At 68.6% G+C, this 25151-nt stretch carries 20 protein-coding genes and 1 pseudogene; 11 read left to right on the forward strand and 10 right to left on the reverse strand.

Annotated features, from left to right (window positions below):
• Window positions 1-89 precede the first annotated feature (89 nt).
• The 3 genes and pseudogenes from MJ797_RS08960 to MJ797_RS08970 form a co-directional block, all read right to left on the reverse strand.
• Window positions 90-425, reverse strand: a pseudogene (locus tag MJ797_RS08960) (aminotransferase class I/II-fold pyridoxal phosphate-dependent enzyme); the annotation flags it as partial.
• Window positions 426-587: 162 nt separating this feature from the next.
• Window positions 588-1274: a hypothetical protein gene (locus MJ797_RS08965; RefSeq protein ID WP_239333621.1), complete on the reverse strand. Its 687-nt coding sequence runs from the start codon at window positions 1272-1274 to the stop codon at window positions 588-590.
• 3 nt (window positions 1275-1277) lie between these two features.
• Entirely contained in the window at window positions 1278-2876 is a 1599-nt protein-coding gene (locus tag MJ797_RS08970) for a polysaccharide biosynthesis tyrosine autokinase (protein WP_239333623.1), read from the reverse strand.
• A 181-nt stretch (window positions 2877-3057) separates the two neighbouring features.
• Between MJ797_RS08970 and MJ797_RS08975 the strand changes: the two genes are divergently transcribed.
• Window positions 3058-4992, forward strand: a complete 1935-nt coding sequence (locus tag MJ797_RS08975) for a nucleoside-diphosphate sugar epimerase/dehydratase (protein ID WP_239333625.1) — start codon at window positions 3058-3060, stop codon at window positions 4990-4992.
• Between the two features lie 26 nt (window positions 4993-5018).
• Here MJ797_RS08975 and MJ797_RS08980 read toward each other — a convergent pair whose 3' ends face one another.
• On the reverse strand, window positions 5019-6308 hold the full coding sequence (locus tag MJ797_RS08980; RefSeq protein ID WP_255738616.1) for a DegT/DnrJ/EryC1/StrS aminotransferase family protein: 1290 nt from the start codon (window positions 6306-6308) through the stop codon (window positions 5019-5021).
• Window positions 6309-6640: 332 nt separating this feature from the next.
• Between MJ797_RS08980 and MJ797_RS08985 the strand changes: the two genes are divergently transcribed.
• The 7 genes from MJ797_RS08985 (at window position 6641) to MJ797_RS09015 (ending at window position 13966) form a co-directional block, all read left to right on the forward strand.
• Window positions 6641-7126: a lytic transglycosylase domain-containing protein gene (locus MJ797_RS08985; RefSeq protein WP_239333727.1), complete on the forward strand. Its 486-nt coding sequence runs from the start codon at window positions 6641-6643 to the stop codon at window positions 7124-7126.
• Between the two features lie 251 nt (window positions 7127-7377).
• Complete coding sequence (locus MJ797_RS08990; RefSeq protein WP_374581820.1) at window positions 7378-8601, forward strand: PucR family transcriptional regulator; 1224 nt, start codon at window positions 7378-7380, stop codon at window positions 8599-8601.
• Window positions 8602-8840: 239 nt separating this feature from the next.
• Complete coding sequence (locus tag MJ797_RS08995) at window positions 8841-9818, forward strand: ACP S-malonyltransferase (protein ID WP_239333631.1); 978 nt, start codon at window positions 8841-8843, stop codon at window positions 9816-9818.
• Complete coding sequence (locus MJ797_RS09000) at window positions 9815-10753, forward strand: beta-ketoacyl-ACP synthase III (RefSeq protein WP_239333633.1); 939 nt, start codon at window positions 9815-9817, stop codon at window positions 10751-10753. Before MJ797_RS08995 ends, MJ797_RS09000 begins: the two co-directional genes overlap by 4 nt.
• A 62-nt stretch (window positions 10754-10815) precedes the next feature.
• Window positions 10816-11064 carry an acyl carrier protein gene (locus MJ797_RS09005; RefSeq protein ID WP_239310046.1) on the forward strand — a complete coding sequence of 83 codons (249 nt, stop codon included), beginning with the start codon at window positions 10816-10818 and terminating at the stop codon, window positions 11062-11064.
• On the forward strand, window positions 11061-12287 hold the full coding sequence (fabF, locus tag MJ797_RS09010; protein WP_239333635.1) for a beta-ketoacyl-ACP synthase II: 1227 nt from the start codon (window positions 11061-11063) through the stop codon (window positions 12285-12287). Before MJ797_RS09005 ends, fabF begins: the two co-directional genes overlap by 4 nt.
• 287 nt (window positions 12288-12574) lie before the next feature.
• On the forward strand, window positions 12575-13966 hold the full coding sequence (locus tag MJ797_RS09015; RefSeq protein ID WP_239333637.1) for an acyl-CoA carboxylase subunit beta: 1392 nt from the start codon (window positions 12575-12577) through the stop codon (window positions 13964-13966).
• Between the two features lie 339 nt (window positions 13967-14305).
• Here the strand turns inward: MJ797_RS09015 and MJ797_RS09020 are convergent, their stop codons facing one another.
• The 3 genes from MJ797_RS09020 to MJ797_RS09030 all read right to left on the reverse strand — a co-directional run bounded on the left by MJ797_RS09020 (window position 14306) and on the right by MJ797_RS09030 (window position 20314).
• Window positions 14306-16636, reverse strand: coding sequence for an AAA family ATPase (locus MJ797_RS09020; protein ID WP_374581798.1), 2331 nt, complete (start codon window positions 16634-16636; stop codon window positions 14306-14308).
• A 10-nt stretch (window positions 16637-16646) separates the two neighbouring features.
• A complete protein-coding gene (locus tag MJ797_RS09025) occupies window positions 16647-17357 on the reverse strand; it encodes a hypothetical protein (RefSeq protein ID WP_239310042.1) in 711 nt (236 codons plus the stop codon).
• A 323-nt stretch (window positions 17358-17680) separates the two neighbouring features.
• Window positions 17681-20314, reverse strand: a complete 2634-nt coding sequence (locus MJ797_RS09030; RefSeq protein WP_239333639.1) for an EAL domain-containing protein — start codon at window positions 20312-20314, stop codon at window positions 17681-17683.
• Between the two features lie 132 nt (window positions 20315-20446).
• Between MJ797_RS09030 and MJ797_RS09035 the strand changes: the two genes are divergently transcribed.
• Both MJ797_RS09035 and MJ797_RS09040 read left to right on the forward strand, forming a co-directional pair.
• Complete coding sequence (locus tag MJ797_RS09035) at window positions 20447-21352, forward strand: DUF5995 family protein (RefSeq protein WP_255738621.1); 906 nt, start codon at window positions 20447-20449, stop codon at window positions 21350-21352.
• A gap of 374 nt (window positions 21353-21726) precedes the next feature.
• On the forward strand, window positions 21727-22143 hold the full coding sequence (locus MJ797_RS09040; protein WP_239333643.1) for a hypothetical protein: 417 nt from the start codon (window positions 21727-21729) through the stop codon (window positions 22141-22143).
• A 112-nt stretch (window positions 22144-22255) separates the two neighbouring features.
• On the opposite strand, the gene MJ797_RS09045 is transcribed toward MJ797_RS09040, so the two are convergent.
• The 3 genes from MJ797_RS09045 to moaA are packed head-to-tail and all read right to left on the reverse strand — an operon-like array spanning window position 22256 to window position 24113.
• Complete coding sequence (locus tag MJ797_RS09045; RefSeq protein WP_239333645.1) at window positions 22256-22519, reverse strand: DUF6457 domain-containing protein; 264 nt, start codon at window positions 22517-22519, stop codon at window positions 22256-22258.
• Window positions 22516-23130, reverse strand: a complete 615-nt coding sequence (locus MJ797_RS09050; RefSeq protein WP_239333647.1) for a molybdenum cofactor guanylyltransferase — start codon at window positions 23128-23130, stop codon at window positions 22516-22518. Before MJ797_RS09050 ends, MJ797_RS09045 begins: the two co-directional genes overlap by 4 nt.
• The gene (gene moaA, locus MJ797_RS09055) at window positions 23127-24113 is read right to left on the reverse strand and encodes a GTP 3',8-cyclase MoaA (protein WP_239333649.1); all 987 of its coding nucleotides are present in this window, start codon (window positions 24111-24113) and stop codon (window positions 23127-23129) included. The genes MJ797_RS09050 and moaA overlap by 4 nt, the downstream gene beginning before the upstream one ends.
• Window positions 24114-24325: 212 nt before the next feature.
• On the opposite strand from moaA, the gene ppgK reads away from it, so the two are divergent.
• Window positions 24326-25138 (forward strand): polyphosphate--glucose phosphotransferase, encoded by an 813-nt coding sequence (gene ppgK, locus MJ797_RS09060; RefSeq protein ID WP_239333650.1) that lies wholly within the window; start codon window positions 24326-24328, stop codon window positions 25136-25138.
• Window positions 25139-25151: the final 13 nt, after the last annotated feature.

The raw sequence follows: 25151 nt of genomic DNA on the forward strand, positions 1-25151 counted from the left end.
CAGCGAGGTTCGCGCCCCGGGGAAGCAGTCCCCGATTTCTGGTCGTGACCAAGCGACGGGCGCCTGCTGCGCCGATCAGGAACGGGGTCAGCTGGCTGGGTGAACATCGACTGCGGCAGGATCGCCGACTCCGCAGCCAACACCAGCCATGCCGTCACCGCTGGTGGGGCCGGCGCCCGCCCGACCCGCGGCCCAGGGGCCAACATTTTTGAGAACGACCCCAGATACACCACATCGTCAGGGGCGTCGGCGCGCATCGCCCGCACCGCCCGCACCGGCTCACCCGTGAACGACAGCAGTCCGTATGGGCTGTCCTCAACCACCAGCACCCCCGATCGGCGGCACAGATCGATCACCTCGGCCCGCCGCGGCGCCATCAGCGTGATTCCGCCGGGATTCTGGAACGTCGGCACCGTGTATGGAAGTGCTCCTTGTCAGCTGTTCCCAGCGTCAGCCGTTCCCGGCCAAGCCTTCTGCCAGCTGGTTTTCCGACATGCGATCATTCGATTACGAACGCGCTGACGGCAGCCGACAACCAGGACGGCCGGCCCGGTCCCGGCTCCCCGGTCACCTGTCATCGGCATCTGTCATCGGCGCAGCAGCCCGCTGGCGAGATCCAGCATCTGCGCCGTCCGAGCGAGGGCCTCGCTCAGCCGCACAGCCTCGGTGACCGCCTTCTCGATGCCGACCAGCCGCCCGATCGCACCGCAGGCGGACGTGCGGCCGGCCTGCTGGCGGAACTGCCCGACAGCGGCCCGCGCGGTGTCGATCGAGCCACGGACCCCGATGAGCCGTGACAACAGGCTGGGCCTGACGCCAGGCGTCCCGGCCGGGAGGAGAGCCTCACCAACCGTGGCAATGGCCGGCAGCCCGACCGCGGCGAAGTCGTTGACCGCCACCGCCATCAACCGCGTCGTGTGAACGGGGCAACCGACCAGCGGTGCCCGGGCAGCCAACGCGAAGACCAGGCCGCCGGTGAGACGCCTGGCCGCGGCCGTCTCGCGGACGACCTCATTCGTCGTCTGGCGCAACCGGGCCACGGACATCCCGCGACCGGCGGACAACTCACGTTCGAGCTGACCGAGCTGGGTCTGGGCGATCCGCAGGTGTGACTGCGCCAGCCGACCGCGGACCACTACCCAGGCGGTGGCCACGGCAACCAGCAACAGCACGATCACAATCGCGACCGCCAGGACGCGAAGCCTCGAGAAGCGCCGGCCCCAGCGGGACCGCGGGCGCTGGAAGATCGTCTCGGTGGCCAGCCCCGGTTTCATCTACTAGCGCTTGCGCCGGTGGGATCCGGTCGTTTTCGCGTCAAGCGCCAACGGGGTCGTCAGCTCCGCCGACAGATCACCGCCAGCCCCGACGCCGCCAACCGGATGCTCCATGGTGCGCGATTCGGCCGCATCGTCAGCTGGGCCCCCGGCGGCACCGTCGGGATCGTCAGCCGACTCACGCTGGGTAGCGATCCTTATGCCCTCAGCGTGGCCCTCACCGCTTCTCCCCGGGTCGACCACGCTCTGCTGGGCAGCGGCTCTGTGTCTGTTCCGCCGGCCCGGCCCCATCCTGAGCTGGGTGTACCCGCTGTAGGAGGGATAGCCGTAGTACATAGCGTCCAGCCCTTTGGTGGGAATCATGTTGTGTACGACCCCCAGCACCCGCGCGTCCACCGCCCGCAGCACCTCGGCGGCCCGGGCCAGCTGTTCCCGCCGGGTCCGACCGTTGCGGACGACCAGCAGGGTGCCATCCACCTGCGCGGCGAGCACAGCCGCGTCGGTGACTGGGAGCAGCGGTGGGGCGTCGATGAGCACGATGTCGAAGTGGCTGGACAGCTCGCGGAGCACCTCGCCCATGCCGCGGGACCCGAGCAGCTCGCTGGGGTTGGGCGGCAGCGGCCCGCTGGGCAGGACCTCCAGCCGGCCACCACCATCACCCCATGGCAGCAGCACATCATCAAGATCAACAGCGCCGATCAGCACGGAGGTGAGACCGGCGGCGGTCTCGATCCCGAGGTACTCTCTGAAGGACGGTCTACGCAGGTCCGCCTCGACCAGCGCCACCCGTGCCCCGGCCTGCGCGAGGATGATCGCCAGGTTGCAGGTCGTCGTTGTCTTGCCCTCCGCGGACGTCGCGCTGGAGACCAGGATGACGCGTGCCGGCATGTCCACATTGGCGAACCGCAGGTTCGTCCGGAGCTGGCGAAACGCCTCCGCGCGCGCTGACTGCGCGTCCAGCGGCCCCACCAGGGGGTAGCGTGCGCCCGCGGTGTCGAAGGCGACCGCGCCGAGCGTTGCCAGGCCGGTCGCCGCGGTGATGTCGGCGTCGGTCCTGACGCTCGTGTCGAGCCGCTGACGGAGCACAGCCGCACCGATGCTCACGAGCAGGCCCAGGAGGGCACCCAGGGAAATGGTCCGCACGGGTTTCGGCGACACGGGCTCGGTCGGCAGCTTCGCCTTCTCCCACACGTTCACCCGCACCGACGGCAACTTGTCGGGAGCCGGCGTCTCGATCTGCGCGACAGCCTCGGAAAACACCTCGCCCACCGCGTCCGCGAGCGCCTGAGCGCGCCTGGCGTCGCCATCCGTCACGGTGATCCGCAACAGCACCGTGTCCGGGACGGCTTCAGCCTTGATCTTGGCCTGGAGGCTCCGTGACGGCATATCAAGACCGAGCCTGGCGACGGCCCCCGCGGCGATCCGATCGCTGGCAACAAGATCGACATAGGACTTCACCCGCTGCTGGGACAGCAGACCGCCCTGATAGGCCGATGTCGCGCTGTCGGTGCCGTCTGACGACACCACCACCAGAGTCTCCGCGGCGGCGTAGGCCTTCGCCTCCCGCCAGGTGGCAGCCGCGGCGACCAGAGCGCCAAGCATGACACAGACCACCAGAAGCGGCCAACTCCGGCGGAGCGCTCTGACGTAGTCCCGAAGTTCCACCAACAGACCTGTCCTCTCCGGGCAAAACATCCTAGTTATCGCAGCACGACGCTGCGCAACCAACATACTCGCTCCGCATCCATGTACTTACCATCAGTAGTTATTACGCTGTGGAGTCATGCAGAAACAGAAGACTTTTGGCCCCCAAGAGCTCCGGTGGTGGCAGGCGGTCGCCCGGCTGTCCCTGTTGGACCTGCGCTGGCGGGTCGGCCTCCAGATCGGTGTCGACGCGGCGTGCCTGGTACTCGGCCTGAGCGCGGCCTACCTCGCCCGGTTCGGCCAGCCGCCCGTGGCCGACGCCGGATTCTGGGTGATCGCCGTTCTCGCGGCCTGCCTGCTCTACGTCACCGGCACAGCTCTGCACCTCTACCTTGGGCGGTACCGGTTCGGTGGCTTCGACGAGGTACTCGCCCTGACCTGCTCGGTCGGGCTGGCCACGCTCGGGATCGTCGTCGTCGACGCCGGCATCAGCCGGCCCGGGCCGCTGCCGGTGGGCGTCCTGCCGCTGGCGGGCGCTGTCGGTCTCGTCGCGATGTTCGGCATCCGTTACCTGTGGCGGCTGGCCGAGAAACGCGGCCGACGCTCACAGCGTCCCGATACCGAGCCGATCATTGTTTTCGGTGCGGGTGACGGGGCCGACCGCGTGCTGGCCTCGATGCTGCACACCCCGGACAGCCCGTACCTGCCGGTGGCCCTGCTCGACGACGATCCCCGCACCTGGAACCTGGCCCTGAGCGGGGTGCGGGTACGCGGCGGACGGGAGGCCATCGCCACGGTCGCCAACCAGACCGGCGCGCGTACCCTGCTGGTAGCCATCCCGAGCGCCGACGCCACGCTGCTACGGGAGATCACCGAGGTCGCCGAGGACGCGGGCCTCACCGTCAAGGTGCTCCCGCGGGTGGTGGATCTCATCGACGGGCGCGTGGACGTGCGCGACATCCGCGACCTCGACCTCACCGATCTGCTGGGGCGTTGCCAGATCCAGACCGACGTCTCCTCGGTTGCGGGCTATCTCACCGGTAAACGGATCCTGGTCACCGGAGCCGGCGGCTCGATCGGTTCCGAACTGTGCCGCCAGATCCACCGCCACCAGCCCGAAAAAATGATCATGCTTGACCGGGACGAATCGGCCCTACGGGCCGTCCAGCTGTCCATCCACGGCCAGGCGATCGCCGACGACGAAGCCGTGGTGCTGTGTGACATCCGGGACGTCGAGGCTGTCGACGCGCTGTTCGACCGGCACCGTCCACAGGTGGTCTTCCACGCCGCCGCGCTGAAACACCTGCCGCTGTTGGAACGCTTCCCCGGCGAGTCGATCAAGACCAACGTCTGGGGGACGCTCGCGATCCTCGACGCCGCTGTCGCTGTCGGCGTCGAACGCTTCGTCAACATCTCAACCGACAAGGCCGCGAACCCGACGAGTGCCCTGGGCTACTCCAAACGAATCACCGAACGCCTGACCGCCCACGTCGGCCAGCGTGCGCGTGGGGTATTCGTCAGCGTCCGGTTCGGTAACGTGCTGGGCAGCCAGGGCTCCGTACTGAGGATCTTCGCCAGCCAACTGGCGGCCGGCGGTCCGCTCACGGTCACGCATCCGGATGTCACCCGTTACTTTATGACCGTCGAGGAGGCCGTGGAGCTTGTCATCCAGGCTGGCGCGCTGGGTGGCAACGGTGACGTCCTCGTGCTCGAGATGGGCCAGCCCGTGCGAATCGCCGATGTCGCCAAACGCCTCGCGACCCGGGCGGCGCGCCCCGTCGAGGTGATCTACACGGGGCTCAGCGCCGGCGAAAAACTGCACGAGGAGCTCTTCGACGACAACGAGCACGACATCCGCCGCCATCACCCCCTGATCTCCTACGTGTCGGCGCCGCCGGTCGAGCGGCGGCACATCCTCGATCTCGACCCATGGGGACAGCCGGAAAGCGCCAGGGCCGCGCTGCGCCAACTCGCCCGCTGCGAGGATCTCGGCCTCCAGCCGCGCTTGGAGGCCGAGATACCCGTCCAGCCCCGACCGGGCCAGACGCCCACCGCGGTCGCCAACGAACAGTGACGCGCCAACGAACAGTGACACGCGAACTACGCCGACGTCGCCACCGACATGACCTTGACGAGCGCATCGGAGGCGTCGGAGATGTCGGACAGGTCGAGGGCCGGATGCACGAGGAGGGCGATCGCCGTACGCCCCAGCTCCCTGGCCACCGGCAGGGACGCCGCGGGGCGCCACCGCGCGGGCACAGCCGCCTCCCGGTACACCTCCCGAGGGCAACCGGTGAAGCAGGGGACTCCCTCCGCCCGGACAGCCGCCACGACCCGATTGCGGTCCCAGCCGTCGTGGAGCAGGTCAGTCCGCACAAACGCATACCAGCGGTAGTAGGCGTGGCCGACGTGAGAGGGGGGCGAGACCAACCGCAGCGCCGCTACATCGCGGAGCCGCAAGGCGAGCAGCAGGGCGTTGTCCCGGCGCCGCTCGACCATCTCCGGCAGGTGCGGAAGCCCTGCCCGGCCTACCGCCGCGGCCAGTTCGTGCATGCGGGCATTCGTGCCGAAGCCGCCATGGGCGAGCGGTGAGCCGCCGCCCTGCTCCCAATCGAGATCATCGGACCCGTCACCGCCGAGGTCGTCTGTTGACAGGCCGTCCGGCTCCGGCCTCGGTTCGGCCCCCGCGTCCACGACCGCGAAACGCCGCCCCTGCTCCTTGTATGACCAAGCCGCCCGGTACAGTGCCGCGTCGTCAGTGGTGACCATGCCGCCCTCACCAGCGGTGCTCAGAATTCTATCGTAGCCGAATGACCACACACCGATATCGCCTCGCGTCCCGACCGATCGGCCTCGCAGTGTGGCTCCGTGCGCCTGGCCGCAATCCTCGATGACAGCGAGTCCACGGGTTCGGGCCAGGCCCCGCAGCGCGTCCATATCCGCCGGCCAACCGGCCAGGTGAACGGCGACGACAGCACGGGTCCGCGCGGTGAGCACCCGGCGGACACAGTCAACGGTGATCGTCTGTGACTCAGCGTCCACATCGGCGAAGACCGGACGGGCGCCGAGAGCGGCGACGCAGTTGACCGGCGCGATGGTCGACCGCGCCGGCACCACCACCTCATCCCCCGGCCCGACCCCGACCACCCGCAGGGCGATCTCCAGGGCAACCGTGCCGTTGGCCACAGCCACCCCATGACACGCGCCAACGGCTTCGGCGAACTCGCGTTCAAAACGCCTGCCCTCGCGGCCCGTCCAGTAGCTGACGTCGCCCCTGCGCATGGTCGCCGTCGCCGTGGCGATCTCCTCAGGACGAAAGACGGGCCATCGCGGATACGGCCTGTCACGAACTGGCTGTCCGCCGTCGACGGCTAGCCGGGACGTTGCCAAGATGCCAATAACGTCACCCCTAGTTTCTTTTATATCTCTCTTAGTAATATCACAGCAGTTACGCCAACAGCACCGCCGAGGGGTGTCCAGTTGGAATCATCCGCCCCGCGCGCCATCCCGCGACCGCTGGCGATGTATGAGACCGTCGTCGTTTTACCGTTGCCCCAAGACCCCCGGCCCGGGAGATTGACCAGGTCCGCACATACGATCATCCAACACAGGAGAATGGGCAGGTGAACCCTCAGTGGGAATCGCGGCTCCGCGTGCGCGACACGACCCGGCCGGAGGCGTTACGCGCTACCAGCTCGCTCACTCTATTCATGATCATAATCATGGCGACAGTCCTGACCGGCTGTGGCGCGGCCACGCCCCGGTCATCAGTCCGGGTCCCGTCCGATCTGATCCCACTCTTCCAGGAGGCCGCGACCGTCTACGGTGTGCTCACCGCCGCGCAGCTCGCCGGTCAGGCACGGGTGGAAAGCAAGTTCAACCGGCTGGCCGTATCCGCCGCCGGTGCTCGAGGCCTTATGCAGTTCCTGCCCGAGACCTGGAAACAGTTTGGTATCGACGGCAACGCCGACGGGATGGCGAATCCCCTGGATCCGGCGGACGCCATCCCGTCCGCCGCGCACTATGAGGCCCACCTGGCCGACGTCGTCCAGAAGCTGCCCGGCGACCGCGTGTCGCTGATTCTCGCCGCGTATAATGCTGGACCCCAGGCCGTCCGTGACGCTGGCGGCGTCCCCGACTTCGGCGAGACCAGGGCGTATGTCGCCAAGGTCCACAGCTGGGCCAGCCGTTTTAATGATCAGTTGTAGACAATCGCTGCCAGGCTTGATTGTCACCCCGGCGTCCGTCGCGTGCCGCCTGCACATCCCGCGGTCCGCGCAAGACAGGGATCCGGGCCATGACACATGCGTCAGCGATTTGATGGAGGAGACATGTTCGATGGTGGTGAGCGGCGTTCCAGCTCCGGCCCAGCAGCCGGGATCACTACACCGCGCAACCGGTGACGCAGCCGGCCACGGGCAGCGACGCTCCTTCGGCCCGGAACGCGGCCGTCGGGTCCCTGCCCGAGCAACAGGTGGCCCCTACCACGGCCGAGGAGATCATCCGGCGGATAGAACGATCCAGCGGCATGCTCGCGAGCCGCGCCGTGGTACGCATGCACGACGTCCTGCCCTGGTTCTCGAATATGTCAGCACGCCACCGGGCCGACATCCAGATGGTGGTGCAGGCCGGGATCTCGTCCTTCGTGGAGTGGTGCCGGCGGCCCGAACACGCCCGGGAGCTGTCCGGAGACGTCTTCCGGGTCGCCCCCCGCGATCTCGTTCGAGCGGTCACCTTCCGCCGGCTGGTCGATCTCGTACGGGTGGCTGTCGAGGCGATCGAGGCCGAGGTACCTGCCCTGGCCGGCCCCGAGCACGAGCAACGGCTGCTGGCCGATGTGCTGCGCTACTCCCGTGACATCGCCTTCGCCGGCGCGGTCGTCTATGCCCGCGCCGCTGAGGAGCGCGGTGCCTGGGACGCCCGGCTGGAGGCGCTCGTCGTCGACCATGTCGTGCGCGGCGAGGTGGAACGGGCGCTGCCGTCGCGCGCGGCGGCACTGGGATGGCGCAACCCGCCCGCGGTCGCTGTGATCATCGGGGACGCCCCGGACCGCTCCCCCGAGGTCGTCGTCGACGAGGTCCACCGCCTCGGGCGCGGTGCCGGGCTGGAGGTGCTCACCGGTGTCCACCACGAACGCCTGGTTGTCATAGTCGGGGGTGACTTCGCCACCGGCCAGGCCGCGGCGCGGTCAGTCAGATCCGATGACCAGACCCAGCGTGCCCTGCTCGACGCCGCCGCCGCCCTGCTGCCCGCGTGGGGGCCCGGTCCGGTCGTCATCGGCCCGGTCGCGGCCGATCTGGCCGCGGCGGCATCCTCGGCGCATGCGGCGCTGGCCGCCGCCGACGTGGTCGCGGCGTGGCCGGCCGCTCCGCGACCGGTAACGGCACAGGCTCTCCTGCCTGAACGGGCGCTGGCCGGCGATACCGGGGCACGCCGGGCGCTGGTGGAGGAGGTCTACAACCCGCTGCGCGAGGCGGGAACACCGCTGCTGGCGACGGCCGGGGCCTACCTCGACCTCGGCGCCTCGCTGGAGGCCACGGCACGGGCGCTTTATCTCCACCCCAACACGGTCCGTTACCGGCTGCGTAAGGCCGCCGACGTCTGCGGTCTTGATCCGACAGATCACCGCGAGCGGTTCACCCTGCATGTGGCGCTCATCCTGGGTCGCCTGACCGCGGCCTGACCACAGACCGTCCGCAGGCCGACCCGCTGCGTAGTCATCCTGCGGGTTCCGCACCGGTCGGCACGGACGTCTTGCCATCACTTGTCGCCAGTGTCACGAAATTCCGCTCCAGCGGAGTAGATGCGGAACAAAGACGCGCGACGACCGAATCATTTTGTGGAGACCCCACAACGGGCTGACGGCACAACGGTGAGTGCCCGCCAGCGACAGACAGCGGCCGGGAAGGGTTAGGTAGTCCGGTGCTCGTTATCCTCGCTCCCGGTCAAGGTGCCCAGACCCCAGGTCAGCTGCAGCCCTGGCTCAAGATCGGCGGGATTGAGACACGGTTGCGGTGGTGGTCCGAGGCTGTCGGGATCGACCTCGTTGACGTCGGTTGCCACGCGTCCGCGGACACGATCCGGGACACGGCCATCGCTCAGCCACTGATCGTCGCAACCGGTCTGGTCGCCGCCGAGCAACTGCCTCCGATCAACGCGGGACATATCGTGGTCGGCGGCCACAGCGTGGGTGAGATCACCGCCTCCGTGCTGGCCGGCACGCTGACGGCTGAAAGCGCACTCGTGTTCGTCGCGTTGCGCGGACGCGCAATGGCGCAGGCCGCGGGGCGTGTCGCCACCGGTATGACCGCTGTGGTCGGTGGCGAACCGGACGTCGTCATCAACCACCTGGAGCAGCTGGCTCTGACCGCCGCGAACCGCAACGGTGCCGGCCAGATCGTCGCCGCCGGTACGATCGAGGCGCTGGCCGGCCTCACCGACAACCCGCCGCCCCGGACCCGCCTACGGCCGCTGTCCGTCGCGGGCGCCTTTCACACCCACTTCATGGAACCCGCCCGTGAGCGCCTGGCGCAGGTCGCTCCGGGGCTACGGCCGCGAACTCCCGCGCTGCCACAGGTGTCCAACGCGGACGGAATGATCATAAAGACCGGCTCGGATCTGGTCACTCGGCTGGTGAACCAGGTGGCCGCCCCGGTCCGATGGGACCTGTGCCTGGCGCGGCTGCGTGATCTCGGAGTGACGGCCGTTCTGGAGCTCCCGCCCGCCGGCACACTGGCGGGAATCGCCAAAAGGGAGTTCCCCGGCGTGCGGATCGTCGCCGTGAAGACCCCCGACGACCTGCCCGCCGCCCGTGAGCTGGTCGCCGAATTTGCCGGCGGTGATCCAGTGGGCGACGGCGTCGAGGAGACCCTCAGCGGGCTTGTCGGAGTACCGCGATGACCGGCTCCCGGCTGATGGGGCTCGGGACATACCGGCCCGCTCGTGTGGTTACCAACGACGATCTCGCCAGACGTGTCGCGACTTCGGACGACTGGGTTCGCGCGCGGACGGGTATCGCCACCCGACGCATTGCGGATGCCGACGAGACGATCGTCTCGATGGGGAGCATGGCGGCGGAGAAGGCGCTGGCCTCAGCTGGCATCGACGCCGCCGATCTCGACATGGTCCTGCTTGCGACCTGCACGAATCCGTCCCAGATCCCTGGTTCCGGGCCGCAGATCGCCCACCGCCTCGGTGCCGGGCGGGCAGGCGCCCTCGACCTCAACGCTGGCTGTGCCGGATTCTCCTACGCCCTGTCGATGGCCTCCGACATGGTTCGGGCCGGCAGCGCCAGACACGTCATGGTCGTCGCGGCCGAACGGTTGTCGGACTACACCGACTGGGACGACCGTACGACGTGTGTCCTGCTTGCCGACGGTGCTGGCGCGGCAGTCGTCGGGCCCGCCACGACCCGGGAGATCGGACCAGCCGTATGGGGCCATGACGGTGGGAAGGCGGGCGCCATTCGCGTTCCGGGGTATGGTGACAACCTGTTTCGCATGGAAGGCCAGACGGTGTTCCGGTGGGCCATCGCGTTGGCACCGACAGTCCGGCGTGCCTGTGAATTGGCCGGCTTCGCGCCAGCCGACATCGTCGGCGTTGTCCCCCATCAAGCCAATCTCCGGATAATCGATGCGCTGGTAAACGGTATCGGTGCTACGAACGCCGTCATAGCCCGCGATGTCGTTGACGCCGGCAACACCTCAGCCGCCAGCATCCCACTCGCGTTCAGTCGGCTCCTCGACGGCGGGAGGCTGCAGCCGGGTGATCCGGTTCTGCTGTTCGGCTTCGGCGCCGGCCTGACCTACTGCGGTCAGGTCGTCCGCTGCCCATAGGATTCCCCAAAAGTGCCGCCCGGCAGACGGAAGTACCGGGGTAAACCAAGAAGGAGAAGTACATGTCGCAGTCCGACATCCTGGCAGGGCTCGCCGCGATTCTGGAGGAGGTCGCCGGGGTCGACCCGGCCGATGCCACGGCGGACAAGACCTTCATCGACGATCTGGACGTGGACTCGCTGTCCATGGTCGAGGTCGTGGTCGCGGCCGAGGAGAAGTTCGGCGTGAAGATCCCCGACGAGGACGTCAAGAGCCTCAAGACCGTCGGCGACGCGGTGTCCTACATCCAGCGGGCGGGTGTCGCCGCGTGACCGAGACCCCCAGGCAGGTCGTGGTCACCGGCCTCGGGGCAACCACTCCTGTCGGCGGCGATGTCGCATCCACCTGGGAGGGGCTGCTCGCGGGCCGCTCCGGGGCCCGCCGCCTCACCGAGGACTGGGTCGAGCAGCTGCCCGTGCACATCGGCGCGCCCCTGGCGGTGGAACCCCCGCTCGGCCGGGTCGAGGCCCGTACCCTCGACCGGGTCCAACAACTCGCCCTGGTCGCGGCCAGGGAGGCCTGGGCCGACGCCGGCACCCCCGACGTCGACCCCGAACGCCTCGCCGCGGTGATCGGCTCCGGCATCGGCGGAGTCCTGACCCTGCTGGGCCAGTACGACGTGCTGCGGGAGCGGGGGCCGCGGCGGGTCTCCCCGCATGTGGTGCCGATGCTGATGCCCAACGGGCCGGCCGCGACCGTCGGGCTCGCCTTCACCGCTCGTGCCGGGGTACACGCCCCGGTCAGCGCCTGCGCGTCCGGCGCGGAGGCGATCAGCCATGCGCTGGACATGCTCCGAGCCGGCCGGGCCGACATCGCGATCGCGGGCGGCTCAGAGGCGGCGATCCACGCCCTGCCCCTTGCGGGATTCGCCCAGATGCAGGCCCTGTCCCGGCGCAACGACGCGCCCGCCACGGCGTCCCGGCCGTTCGACAAGGGCCGGGACGGCTTCGTCCTCGGGGAGGGCGCGGGGGTGCTGGTCCTGGAGACCGCGGAGCACGCCCGCGCCCGCGGCGCGCGGGTGTACGCCACGCTGGCCGGTTCGGGGATCAGTTCGGACGCCTACCATGTGGCGGCGCCCGAACCCGGCGGGGCCGGGGCAGCTCGGGCCGTGCGCGCGGCATTGCGCTCCGCTGGGCTCGTTCCGACCGATGTCGTGCACATCAACGCTCACGCCACCTCCACTCCGGCCGGGGACGTCGCCGAGGCCCGTGCGCTGCGGGCCGCGCTCGGTGCCGCGCTCGACACCGTGACGGTGACCTCGACCAAGTCGATGACCGGGCATCTGCTGGGCGCGGCCGGCGCGGTCGAGGCGGTGTTCTGTGTCCTGGCGTTGCGGGAGCGGACGGTACCGGCGACCCGTAACCTCGACGCTCTCGACGACGAGATCGACCTGGACGTGGTGTCCATCGATAACCGTGCCATCCCCACCGGGGCGGTGCTGTCGAACTCGTTCGGTTTCGGCGGGCACGACGTCTGCCTCGCTTTCACACCCTGACATCCATATACCTGACGACTTCACCCGTGCGGGCCTGCATACCTGGTTATTTCAGGTCCGCACGGGCACCCGAGACGGGCACCCGGCACTGAATTCCGGGGCTCCGCGACAGGCCCAGCCGGTCGACGGCCGCGTGACAATGGCTCGCGCACACGGCCGAAAACCCAGTGGCCTCAAACCGGTCAGCGGCGGCATGACCTTACAGGACCCCGCGGATCGCGACATGACCAGCGGGAAGTCGTCTCCTTCGCGCCGCCCGAGACACTATGATCTCAAGGAGACAAAAAATGAGTCTCTCTACGCTCGAACGCATTGACCCGCGCGTTCCGTCAGCCCGGCTGACCCAGTTCTTCGATCCTGATTCATTCGAGCCCTTCAGCACGGCGGACAGCTCCGGGGTGCTGGCTGGAAAAGGCACCGTTGATGGCAGTCCGGTCGTCGCCTTCGCCACGGACGCGACCATTCAGGGCGGAGCGATGGGCCGTGACGGCTGTGCGCGGATCGTCCACGCCATCGAGTCCGCGGTGCGCATCGACGCCCCGGTGGTGGGAATCTGGCATTCCGGAGGCGCTCGGCTCCAGGAGGGTGTGGCGTCTCTTGACGGCGTCGGCCGCGTGTTCGCGGCAACCGTGCGAGCATCCGGGCGGATCCCACAGCTGTCCCTGGTGCTGGGTGCCGCCGCGGGTGGCGCGGCGTACGGCCCCGCGCTGACCGACATCGTCCTCATGGGCCCGGATGCCAAAATCTTCGTTACCGGCCCGGATGTCGTACGCACCGTGACCGGCGAGGACTGCACCGCCGACAGCCTGGGCGGAGCCGACGTACACGCACGCCGCAGCGGCGTGGTCGCGATCACCTGTGACTCCGACGAGGCCGCCGTCGAACGCACCCGGCGGCTGTGCGCGCTCCTTGCCGATCAGGGCGAAATCGGACCGGTGCGGGACCGCGACCTCGGCAGCCTGCTGCCGGAGTCACCCCGCCGCGCATACGATGTGCGCCCGCTGGTCGCGGGCGTCCTTGACGGCGAGGTGCTCGAACTCCACCCGAAGTGGGCACCGAACATCGTCACCGCGCTCGGCCGGCTCGGTGGCCGCACGGTCGGCGTGGTCGCGAACAACCCGCTGCGCCGTGGCGGCTGCCTCGACGTGGCGTCCGCCGAAAAGGCGTCCCGTTTCGTACGGATGTGCGACTCCTTCGGAGTACCGCTGATTGTCCTGGTCGATGTGCCGGGTTACCTCCCAGGCGTCGGCCAGGAATGGGAAGGTGTGGTCCGGCGCGGCGCGAAACTGCTCTATGCGTTCTCCGAGTGCACTGTGCCCCGCGTCACCGTCGTCACCCGCAAGGCATACGGCGGCGCCTACATCGCGATGAACGCCAGCTGCCTGGGCGCAACAGCCGTGTACGCATGGCCAACGGCGGAGGTCGCGGTGATGGGAGCCGAGGCCGCCGTGGGAATCCTGCACCGCCGCACGCTGGCGGAGGTCCCGGCGCAGCGCCGCTCAACCGTGCTTGCCGAACTCACCGCCGAACATGCGCGCCTAGTCGGCGGGATCGACCGAGCCGTGGAGCTGGGAGTGGTGGACGCCGTGGTGACACCCGCCGCCACCCGCACGGTCATCGCCAGCACCCTTGCCGGGGCACCCGCCGGCCGTGGCTCCCACGGCAACATCCCCCTGTAAGAGCGCCCGAGGATAGGACTGGTCCGGCTCGCGGCTCCCCGCATCCCGCCCGGCCGCGTTGTCGTCAGCCGGCGCCCAGCACCAAGGCGCCTTCCTCCGCCGCCTTGCCGGATCGGGCGCGGATGAGCCGCTCACCGATCGAACGCCCTATCCTCGGGCGCTCTAACTCCCGTGATCTATAGGTCTCGTGATCGATTCCGCGCCGTCGTCCAGGTATCGCCGTCGTCCAGGTATCAGAGCCGGGACGACGGCGCGGCTGCCGCGCCCCCGGCGTGAGTGAGTATGGCGCGCGGCAAGCTGCTCGTGCCGGTCAGATCCGATCGGTCCGGTCTGGTCAGGTCAGTCCGGACCGGCCGAGGCCGCGGCCTTGCTGAGATCGGGTAGCCGCAGCTGCTCGGTCGGGTGGCCCCGGTGTGCCTGGACGGCACTGAGGTGATATTCCTCCGCCAGGTCGAGAAAGTCGGGCTCGTGATAGCGGCGACCGTCCAGCGTGGGACCGAGCGTGCCCTTCATGATCGCTTCGACGTCCTCGCCGGTAATGGTCTTGTTCGTCTCCAGCGCGTGGGTCACCGCGAGAACCTCCCGGCGGTTGTCCGACAGTATGACCTCGGTCCGTTGATACAGCTCCTGGAGTTTGGCCTCGACCTCATCGGCGAACCCGCCACCGAGGTACCCCGGGCTGCCAGCGGTGTGCGCCGGATTGCCGTCGAGACCCGAGGCCAGCGCCGGGCGGGACATCAGCGTGCTGCCCATCGCGTGCCTGCCGATGCTGCGGGCGACAAGTTCGGTGGCGGCATGCAGGTCACCGCCGACTCCCTGGGTATGGTCACCGTCGAAGAACATCCGCTCACCCACGATGGAGGCCAGGAAGGTCATCACATCGATCTCGACCTCGGACCGCCAGTCGACGAACCGGTCCTCCAACGGCACCGGAGCCACGAACCCACCGGTGTCCCCGCGGCGCTCGATGCTCGCCATGTCGATGACCATGTGCTTCTGCAACCGGTACATGACCACCGCATGACATGCCTCGTGCAGGGCGATGCTGTGGCGCTCCCGCTCCACGTACTCGTGGTCGTCGGGCAGGCCGTGTTCCTTGATTGACTTGGCACGCAGCAGATCAGGCCAGGTGACTACCTCACGACCGGCCTTGATGGCCTGGATGAGGGCCTCGTTGACCATGTCCTTGATACTCGCGCCGGTGGCGTAGGGGCTCATCACGGCAAGCCGCTCGACCTGATCGGGCGTCACCTCGTGGGTGACCTTCGCCAGATAGCCGTTGAAGGTCCGTACCCGGCCCTCCTTGCTCGGGTAGCCCACCTTGTAGATGCGGTCGATCCGGCCGGGGCGCAACAGCGCCTCGTCCAGTGACTGCGGCATGTTCGTCGCCATCATGACCATGATCCGGTACTTCGGTGGTGGCTTCGGGCGCATGCCCAGAGCACGCCGCACGACCCGGTTGAGGAAGCCACGCGGCTTCTTCAGACCCGATATCTCGGTGAGCAGCGCCTGCAGCGTTCCGTCGAAACTGGACTGACCACCGCCGCCGCCACCGGGAACCACGAACCGGGCTTCAGCCAGTTGCCGGCGCGCCGAGTTGCTCGCGTAGGTCATCCCGTTGCAGAAGCCGTCGGAGCAGATCAGGCCGGTCCGGCTGCCGCCAGCGTGACCGGACGGCGTCGACCGCCCGAAGTCACCACCGGCGAGCTGACCACGATTGCCCAGAGTATCGGCTTCGTCAAAGAAAACAATCACACCGCCATACCGCAGGGAGAGTTTGCGCAGCTTGCGGAAAAGGCTCTTCACCTTCATCACACCGACGCCGAAGAACATGGCCTGGAAGGCGCCCGGGTCGACAAAGACATAGGGTTTCCCGGTCTCACCGGCGACCGCCTCCGCGATCAGTGTCTTCCCGGTGCCGGGCGGGCCCCACAGCAGGATGCCCCCGGGCACGTACCCGCCCCGGCTTTCGATCTCCTGCGGTTTCTCCAGGTAGAAGACCGCTTCCTTGACCCGGGACAGAACGTGGTCCTGGCCCCACACGTCGGTGAACCGGGTCTTGATGTCCTCGGGGAAGTACACATCCACACCACCGCGGGAGAGGAACCAGAACAACAGCGCAAACTGCCCGATGGTGATAAACATGATAAACATGATCTGTACCACGAACGGGGCCGCCCGCCAGATATCGCCGGGCAGCCCAATGACCGCGTTGAACACGGAGTCGTGCTTGATCCGGGCGTAGACAAACGCGAAGACCGCGGCCGTCGCCACCCACTTCAGAGCACGGCCGATGCGGTAGCGGTTCCAGTCGTTGAGCTGGAGCAGGCGGCGCTCGAAGCGGCCGAAGACCCTGTCGGTCCAGAAGACGTAATACTCCGACGACCGCTCGCCGATCAACATGTGGATCTGGCGGACAACCTCAATTGCGATCAGCGCCAACAGCCACCAGCTCGACGACACCTGCTCACGCACGGCGTCGGACCAGCCCATGATCGGATTGTCCGCCGTAGCCGCGGCCACCACGAACACGAACAACGCGCCGAACAGGACGAGAAACTTCATTCTGTCCCAGAACACCAGAGGCTTGCGCACCGGCGGTGCCGGCTCAGGTTGCGGGGGCACGACGGGGCCGATCGAGGACGGCTGCGCCGGCGGGGCCTGATTCATGTTCGTTACCTCAGGTGATCGGCTTGATCGTGAACGATGTCTGAACCTTCTGGATCTCGACCCGATGCCGGTCATAGCACCAGGACGAGCAGGCGAACACAAGCTGGTACAACCTGGTCTGATCACGGTCCAGCAGGCTCGTCTGGTCGACGGTGACGAGCCCGGTGCCCAGATGGAGCTGGTACACCAGATGAAGACCGTGGACGCCGCCCTCCCGGTGGACGAGATCCTCGGCCAGCAGGAGGAATTCGGGCTCAAGCCGGGCACGCTCGGGGTTCTGCCGGACCGCCTCCTCCTGCGCCTGGATCTCCTGGTCGATGGAGACGAGCTGGTTGCGCAGGTCATTGGTGGACAACGTGGCCGCCTCTTCCGGCAGCAGCTGGCGGACCTGCACGAATCCCTTGGGGTCGGCCGCGTCTGGAAGCAGCAGGTTCCTGTCGTCGAACTTCGGCGCGGCGTCAATCCCCACAACCCACTCACGGGTGGCCAACGTGCGCGCGGCCTCCGGACTGACGTTTCGGGTGTCGATCCCGATGAAGGCGGGCCCGGGCATCAGCTGATGCTGCCACGCACTCGGGATCTTGAGAAACGTACCGGCGTCCTTGTTCGTCACATACTGGTAACGAGCCGAGCCACAGCCGGCAAGAAGAACGACAGCGGCGAGGAGCGCCGGCACAACCAACGCGACGCGTCCCCGTAGCGTGCTGGTTCTCCCGCTCACGGCCAACCTCCAGAATCTGGTGAGGCTGTGCCTATGGTGCAGCACAGCCCCCCTGCGTGGCACCTTCTCCGAGAAAACCGTGTGCATGCAATGGGCTTCACGGTCCCGACCAGCCGAGATCCGATAGATCATCCAAAAAAGTCCACCCGGTACAATCCAGTAGCATCGCCGTAGGTGATCGCCTCAACCATCATGCCGTGCCAGCCGCCGACGGTCAGCCCGAACGAGCCCAGCAGTGTCCGGCCCGACCTAAGTGGTCGGCAATAGGGGCGTGGATCAAGGAGCGGGGCTGGAAGTTCGCCGAGGCCTGCCGGCTGCGTCCGCTAAGCGGCAAGATCCGCGGGTGGCACAGGATACCCGAGGAAGAAACCCTGTCCCTCGTCACAGCCGAGGTCACGAAGCAACGTGCAGACCTCGTCCGACTCGATGCCCTCGGCAACCACCCGAAGATCGAGGTTGTGAGCAAGATCAATGATCGACCGCACGATCGAGAAATCCTTGGGGTGACGCGCCACGTTCAGCACGAATGATTTATCGATTTTCAGGTCGTGCACCGGGAGATCGCGCAGATAGGCGAGAGAGGAGTATCCGGTCCCGAAATCATCCACGGAGATCCGGATCCCGGCGCGCCCCAACTGGGTGATAACGGTCATCGCGTTGCGGGTGTTCACCATCACGGCGCTCTCGGTGAGCTCGAGTTCGAGCGCCTGCGGTGGCATACCGGTCCGCTCCAGTTCCGCCTGTACGGTCGAGAGCAGCTCCGCGTCGTGCAACATCCGTGCTGAGACGTTCACCGCCACGGGCAGCAGCCGACCCGCGTCCCACCATGATCGAGCCTGGTCCAGCGCGAGCATCAGAACTCGACGGGTCAACGGCCTGACCAGGTTGCTCTGCTCGGCGAACGGAACGAAACGGCCCGGCTCGACCAGGCCGTGCGTCGGATGCTGCCAGCGAACCAGTGCCTCGACCGCCGTGGTCCGCCCGGTGCGCAGATCGACCTTGGGCTGGTAATGCAGGACCAGCTGGCCGCCCGCGATCGCCGAGCGCAGACCACCGAGCAGCTCGAGGCGCTCACGGCGGTTCTGGTCGGTGTCGGGGGCGTAGACAGCCACCCCGACCGACAGCTGCTTGGCCCGGTACATAGCCACATCAGCGCACCGCACCAACGTTCCTGGATCACGCCCGTCAGCGGGAGCGAGCGCGATCCCGATACTTCCGTCCACGCTGAGCGGGAGAGCGCCGACATCGATACGCTCGGCCAGCGCGGCACGCACCCGGCTCGCGACCGCCAGGGCGTCAGCGGCTCCCCGCGGCGCCGACGGCAGCAGGATCGCGAACTCGTCCCCGCCGAGGCGGGCGACCGTCGTGGCCGGCCCGGTGGCTCGCCGCAGCCGAGCCGCCACCTCACGGAGCACGTCGTCGCCGGCACTGTGTCCCAGCGTGTCGTTGATCTCCTTGAACCGGTCAAGATCCATCAACAGCAGAGCCAGCGCGACGCCGTCGATCTCGGTCGCCCGCAACGCCTCTGAGATCTGCTTATGCAGGAAGACCCTGTTGGCCAGACCGGTCAGCGGGTCGTGCAGAGCCTGGTGGCGGATCTCACGCTCAGCGCCATCCCGTTCGATCGCGGCAGCCAGCACGTTGGCGACCGACTGGACGAAGTCCGCCTCGTCAGCGGCGAAGGCCCGCGGGTACGGCCCGTGCGCCACCAGCACGGCGTGCCCACGGCCGGCCGTGCCGATACGGGCGGCGACCCCGAGGGGAGCCGTCCCGTGCCTGACGACCGTGGGGCGATCCGACGCCAGCGCGGTCGCGATGACCGCGGCGATCGGGTCCGCCCGGTCCGCCTGCTCCATCGGCTCCAGCACCGCGCACTCGGGCAGGTCCAGGGTGACGCGGACCAGCTGGACGGCCTCCGCGAGCAGGCCTGGGACGGTCATCCCGCCCAGGGCACGCTGACCGAGCTGAGCGACGGCCGCTTGCAGCCGTTCCGCCCGCCGCAGATCCGTGACATCCTGCAACACGAATGCGATCAGCTCTTGGCGCCCTTCCACGTTCGGGATGACCGAGACCCGCAGCGCCCGCTCCCCGCCGGGCCCGCCGGGATCGGGGTCGGCCCGGCTGGCGAGGTTGACATCACCGTGCTGCGGACGGCCGGTCCGCGCCGCGGTGGCCACCAGCCCCCACTCGCCGTCCAGTGCGGCTCCCTCCCCGCGCGGACGCAGCAGGGATCCCAGCCTGTCCAGGGGCTCGCCGGCTCGCAGCCGCTCGCCGAGCAGGCGGTCAACGACCCGCGATGTCCGGCGCAGACCCAGCGTGCGGTCGTAGACCGCGACACCGACCGGAAGCTCGTCCGCTGGCACGCCCCCGGAAACAAGCTCCAACAGCGCCATATGCTCACCGACCGTCTCAGCTCCGAGCCGGCCACGGGTCACATCAATAATCGTCCCCGAATTGCCTGAAACCTCACCGTCCGGCGTTCGCAGCACGTTGGCACGGATCTCGACACGCCGGTACGTACCGTCGCTGGTCCGGTAGCGGGCCACATGCCGGCAATGATCGAAGCCGCCGGCCACCACCGCCATGAACAGCGCGACCGTCTGATCGTATTCATCCGGGTGGACGTAGTCGAGGAAGTGGCTCCCCAGCGACGCGATGACATCGAAACCGGTCACCGTCGTCCATGCCTGGTTGAGATATGTCCAGCGCCCCTCGGCGTCGGTCTGGAAGACGACCTCGGTGAGGCTGTCGAGGACACCCCGGCCGGAACCATCCATCGCGACGGGCATCAGCCCGTCAGGCGTGGCGTTGCCACGTTGGGCAACAGGCGGTTCGCGCACATCCCGGCCGTAGCGACTGTTGCTGTGTCGTGACCTGGCCGGTCCGCCGACGACATCCTGGCGCCCCGCACAGAGCGGCAGCGTCGCCGCATCCGGATTGTGACCTTGGAGGGACATAGCGCAGCATTATCACGACTCTTCATCCAGCTGTAAATGCTTTAAGTTATGGCCTGGCTACCATGCCATCCCATGGGATGGCTACGAAGCGCAGTCATAACACTACTGATAGTTGCCTCGCCGCTGGCCGGGATGCCTGATCGAGCCGCCGCCGAGCCTGCGGGGCATCGATTTCCCCCACCTTGCGTAACCGGCTCGCCAGCATGCGTACAGGAAACAGTGACAACTATGCGTAACCGCCTCAGGCCACTAGCGGACTACTGCGACCACCGCGCGGTCTTCTCCCTCGCCTACCTGCGCACGACTGAGGCATTTCGCGACACTGCCTCGCAGGTGGGCTCCTTCGCGGATCCCGAGTGGGTCAACGCCGAGGACGCATTGTTCGCCGCGTACTACTTCCGGGCCTTCGACCGCTTCCAGGCGTCTGGCCAGTGGTCGGCGGACCGTCCCACGGACGTGCCGCCAGCCTGGCGGGTGGCGTTCAGCGCGGCCGCCACAACGACGCTCTCAGCCGCTGGCGACCTGCTGCTCGGCATGAACGCCCACATCACCCGCGATCTGCCGTTCGTTCTCGCCGAACTGGGTCTGGTCGGCCCCGGTGGGCTCAGCCACAAGGACGACCACGACCGCATCAACGCGATCCTGGCGAGCGTGCTGGATCCGTTGCTGGCGGAGGAGGCAGCCCGTTTCGACCCGCACCTGGATGACGAGACAAACGACTATGGTCTCGGCCGGGAGGATCTGATGGGAATGCTGGTGGCATGGCGGGAACGCGCCTGGCAGGATGCCGAACGGCTGGTCGCCGCCAGCGGCACCGAAGAGTACGCCGTTGTCGCGCGCGCGATCGAGAGCAGCGCCGAAGCCCGCGCCCGGTTGCTCTGGGTACTGCTCGCCGACGAACAACCGGCGACCACGTCGATCTCCCGGGACGTCTGGTGTGCGCGCCACCGGGTGTCCAGCGCGGCGTCCGAGGCCGCGCCGACGCCGGTATACCCAGTGCCGGCAGCTAACCAAGGGGGCACGGCGTCGCGGGGCTGAAGCACGCACCTCGCCACGTTGTCGTCGGCCCCGGTAGAACACCGCCTCGCGACGCATCCACCTGGCATCCGACAACCCCCGAAGGACTTCCAGGCTCAACCACTAAGAGCGCCCGAGGATAGGGCGTTCGATCAGCGAGCGGCTCATCCGCGCCCGATCCGGCAAGGCGGAGGAGGAAGGCGCCCTGGTGCTGGGCGCCGACCGACGACAACGCGGCCGGGCGGGATGCGGGGAGCCGCGAGCCGCGAGCCGGACAGTCCTATCCTCGGGCGCTCTAAGGCACACTTGGTTGCGTGGGACATTATCGACACGGTCGCAAGGTTCCAGCATTACCGCCCGCGCAGCACAACGCGATCAGGGCCGTCAGCATCGTGATGGTCTTCGCTCTGGTCGCGTTGACCACCTGGCGGCCCGCCATATTCGCCGCACCAGCGCTCGTGGTGATTGTCGGGCTCGCCGGCCTGGACCAGTCCGTCGTCACCGCCGGCGGCCGAGCCCGGCCCGCGGGCACGGGCGATCCCCGCGGGCACGGAGCAGCCGATGGTGTTCCCGGCCTGGACGGTCCCGACAGCTACCCCGACACCGCGGCCATCACCCTGGCGCTGCCTCGCGGGCGGTCAGCCGGCCCGCGTCGCCCCGCGTCGCCCGACGGCAGCCGGGCAACGGCCGGAGACGACGTGCTCTCCTGGTCGTCCCTGGACGAAGCCGGGCTGGATGATCCGCTCGCCACCCACACGATGGCGATCGACATGCGGGTGCTCCTGGATGACGGCCCTGCCTGGGTACGCTGACCGCTGATGCCAGCTCTTCTCATCCGCCTCCGCCGCCTCGCGATGCACGCACCCCAGCCCCGCTCCTTGATCCACACCCCTGTTGCCGGGCGCTCTTACGTTTCGGCAAGCCCTACCCAGCGCTGCCCTGATCACCGTTTTCCCGGGCCGTGAGGAGGGCGAGGATCTCCGCGGTGGCGTGGCGGACCGCGTCCGCGTCACCACCGTCCCGCCCCGCCGCGAGACCGATGAGAAACGCGGTGACCGGAGCGGCGGGGCGGGCGACGCCGTGCGCGACATCACGCGCGAGATCGAGCACACCGGGGACGTCAAGCTGAGTGGGGTCGAGGCCAAGCGCGCCGGCCGCCGCGGCCACCCAGTCATCAAGAGCGCTCACCGAGCCGTCCTCGCCCACCGGCGTGCCCGCTCGAGATCCGCCGGCTCGTCGCAGTCCAGCGTGGTGCGCTCATCGGCGGGTACCGCCACCACCCGCGGGCCGGCCAGCACCGACCGCAGCGCCACCCCGGCAGGCGCGGTGGGGAGCCGCGCCCGCAGCGCGGATGCGCGCCATACTCCGGTCAGGTACTGGCGCCGACCGGCCGGATCAATCAGGAGCGCGCCCCACGGCGGAGCAGCACCGGTCTGGCCAGCTCCGGTGGTCTCCCGGTCAGCACCGCCCACGGCCCGCACGAGCGCGGCGACCGTTCCCGCGGTGAGAAACGGGAGATCGGCCGCAAGCACGGCGACCAGCGGTGCGCTCACCAGCTCCAGCCCGGCGGCAAGAGCGGCGACCGGCCCCCCGCCAGGCGGTCGCTCACAGGTCCAGGCCACCGGGCGTGCCAGCGGGACCGGACGCACCGGCCCGACCACGATCACCTCGCGCGCGGCGGCCACCGCCGCGAGAACACGATCAAGCAAGGTCCGGCCACCGACGGTCGACAGCGGCTTGTCCGCGCCGCCGAGGCGGCGGGCCGACCCGCCGGCAAGCACCACCGCGTCCCAGCTCATCCGCCGATCGCCGACATCGGTCGCGACGGCTGCGCAAAGTCCGGGCCGTTGACACCGTGCCCGGCGCGCTTGCCTCGGACCGCCGCGGCCCACAGGCGCGCAAGGTGCGCGTCGTCGGCCCCGGCCCGCATCGGCGTGCGCAGATTGGTCTCCGTGCCAGCGAACAGGCAGGAACGGATCTGCCCGTCAGCGGTGAGACGGACCCGGTCGCAGGCGGCGCAGAACGGCGCGGTCACCGAGCCGATCACCCCGACCGTTCCGGGCCCGCCGTCCACGGCGAACAACTCGGCCGGCGCGCTACCGCGACCGGGCAGCGCGGTGACGGTGAACTCGGACCGGAGCCTGGCGAGGATCTCCGCTCCGGTGACCATCACGTCACGATCCCAGCTGTGCTGGGGGTCGAGCGGCATCTGCTCGATGAAGCGCAGGGCGTAGCCCCGCTCCAGGCACCATCGCAGCAGGGATGGTGCCTCGTCATCGTTGACGCCCCGCAGGAGCACCGCGTTGACCTTCACCGGTGCCAGCCCTGCCGTGGCCGCGGCGGCCAGGCCCGCGCACGCATCCGCGAGCCGATCCCGATGTGTCATCGCCAGATAACGGTCAGCGCGTAACGTGTCCAACGAAACGTTCACCCGGTCCAGGCCGGCCACGCGCAGCGCGGCGGCAAAACGGGCCAGCGACGTGCCGTTGGTGGTCATGGACAGCTGGACGCGAGGACGCAACATCGCCAGCTGGGCGACGAGGTCGACCAGACCCGGCCGAACCGTCGGCTCACCGCCGGTCAGCCTGATCTCGGTCACCCCGAGCCGGGTGACTGCTATCCGCGCGAGCCGGACAACCTCGGCGTCGGTCAGCATCTCCGCCCTCGGCAGCCAGGCCAGGCCGTCAGCGGGCATGCAGTAGGTACACCGCAGGTTGCAGCGGTCGGTCAGTGAAACCCGCAGATCGGTGGCGACCCGCCCGAAGGAATCCCGTAACGCCACCGTCTCAGCCTAGAGCGGCGTATCCGGCGTGACGCGAGGGGATCGGGCCGGGATACCGGTGTCACACTCAGATGGGCCGGCGAGGCGTGCCGATCTATGGTGGAGTGGGCGCGGGCTGACCGGGCAGGCCCGCGGTGCCGCGCGCCGCGTGGGAGGCGCTGTGCCCGGGTAGGCCCGGTGTGGGTCGGCGGCAACAGGAGGGCACAGGCGAAATGCAGGTCTTCGGTGTCGACATCGGCGGTACCGGCATCAAGGGTGCACCCGTCGACATTGACGAGGGCAAGCTCACCGCGCCCCGTGTCCGGATCCCGACGCCGCAGCCATCGCGGCCACCCGCCATAGCCAGGACCGTCGCCGACGTCGTGGCCCATTTCGGCTGGACGGGCCCGGTCGGGGCCACCTTTCCCGCCGTGCTCAAAGACGGTGTCGTGAGGACGGCGGCCAACGTCGACCCGAGCTGGGTGGATACCGACCTGGCCGCGACCCTGCGAACGGTCCTGCCAGGCGGCGCCACGGTGATTAACGACGCTGACGCCGCCGGAATCGCCGAAATGACCTTCGGTGCCGGCCGTGACGTCGGTGGTGTCGTACTCATGACGACGTTCGGCACCGGTATCGGCACGGCGCTGTTCCTGCACGGCCAGCTCCTCCCGAACACCGAGTTCGGTCATCTTGAGATCGGCGGGCACGAAGCGGAGGCCCGAGCCTCCGAGGCGGCCCGGGAACGCGAAGATCTTTCCTGGGAAAAATGGGCGAAGCGGGTCAGCCGCTATCTGAACGCGCTGGAAGCGCTGCTGTGGCCCGATCTCATCATCATCGGCGGCGGCGCGAGCCGAAAAGCTGATCGCTTTCTCGACCGTCTCGATGTCCGCACCAAGGTGCTCCCCGCCCAGCTGCAGAACGACGCCGGGATCGTCGGGGCCGCGCTGTTCGCGGCCGGTGACCAGACCCGTCCCAAAGCGGCGGTGCGAACGCCGCGCCGACGGCCGCCCGCCACCCGCCCACCCGGAGGCCGCCGTCCCTGACCATGAGGCAGCT

The sequence above is a fragment of the Protofrankia sp. CiP3 genome, assembly GCF_917627345.1.
Taxonomy (GTDB): Bacteria; Actinomycetota; Actinomycetes; order Frankiales; family Frankiaceae; genus Protofrankia.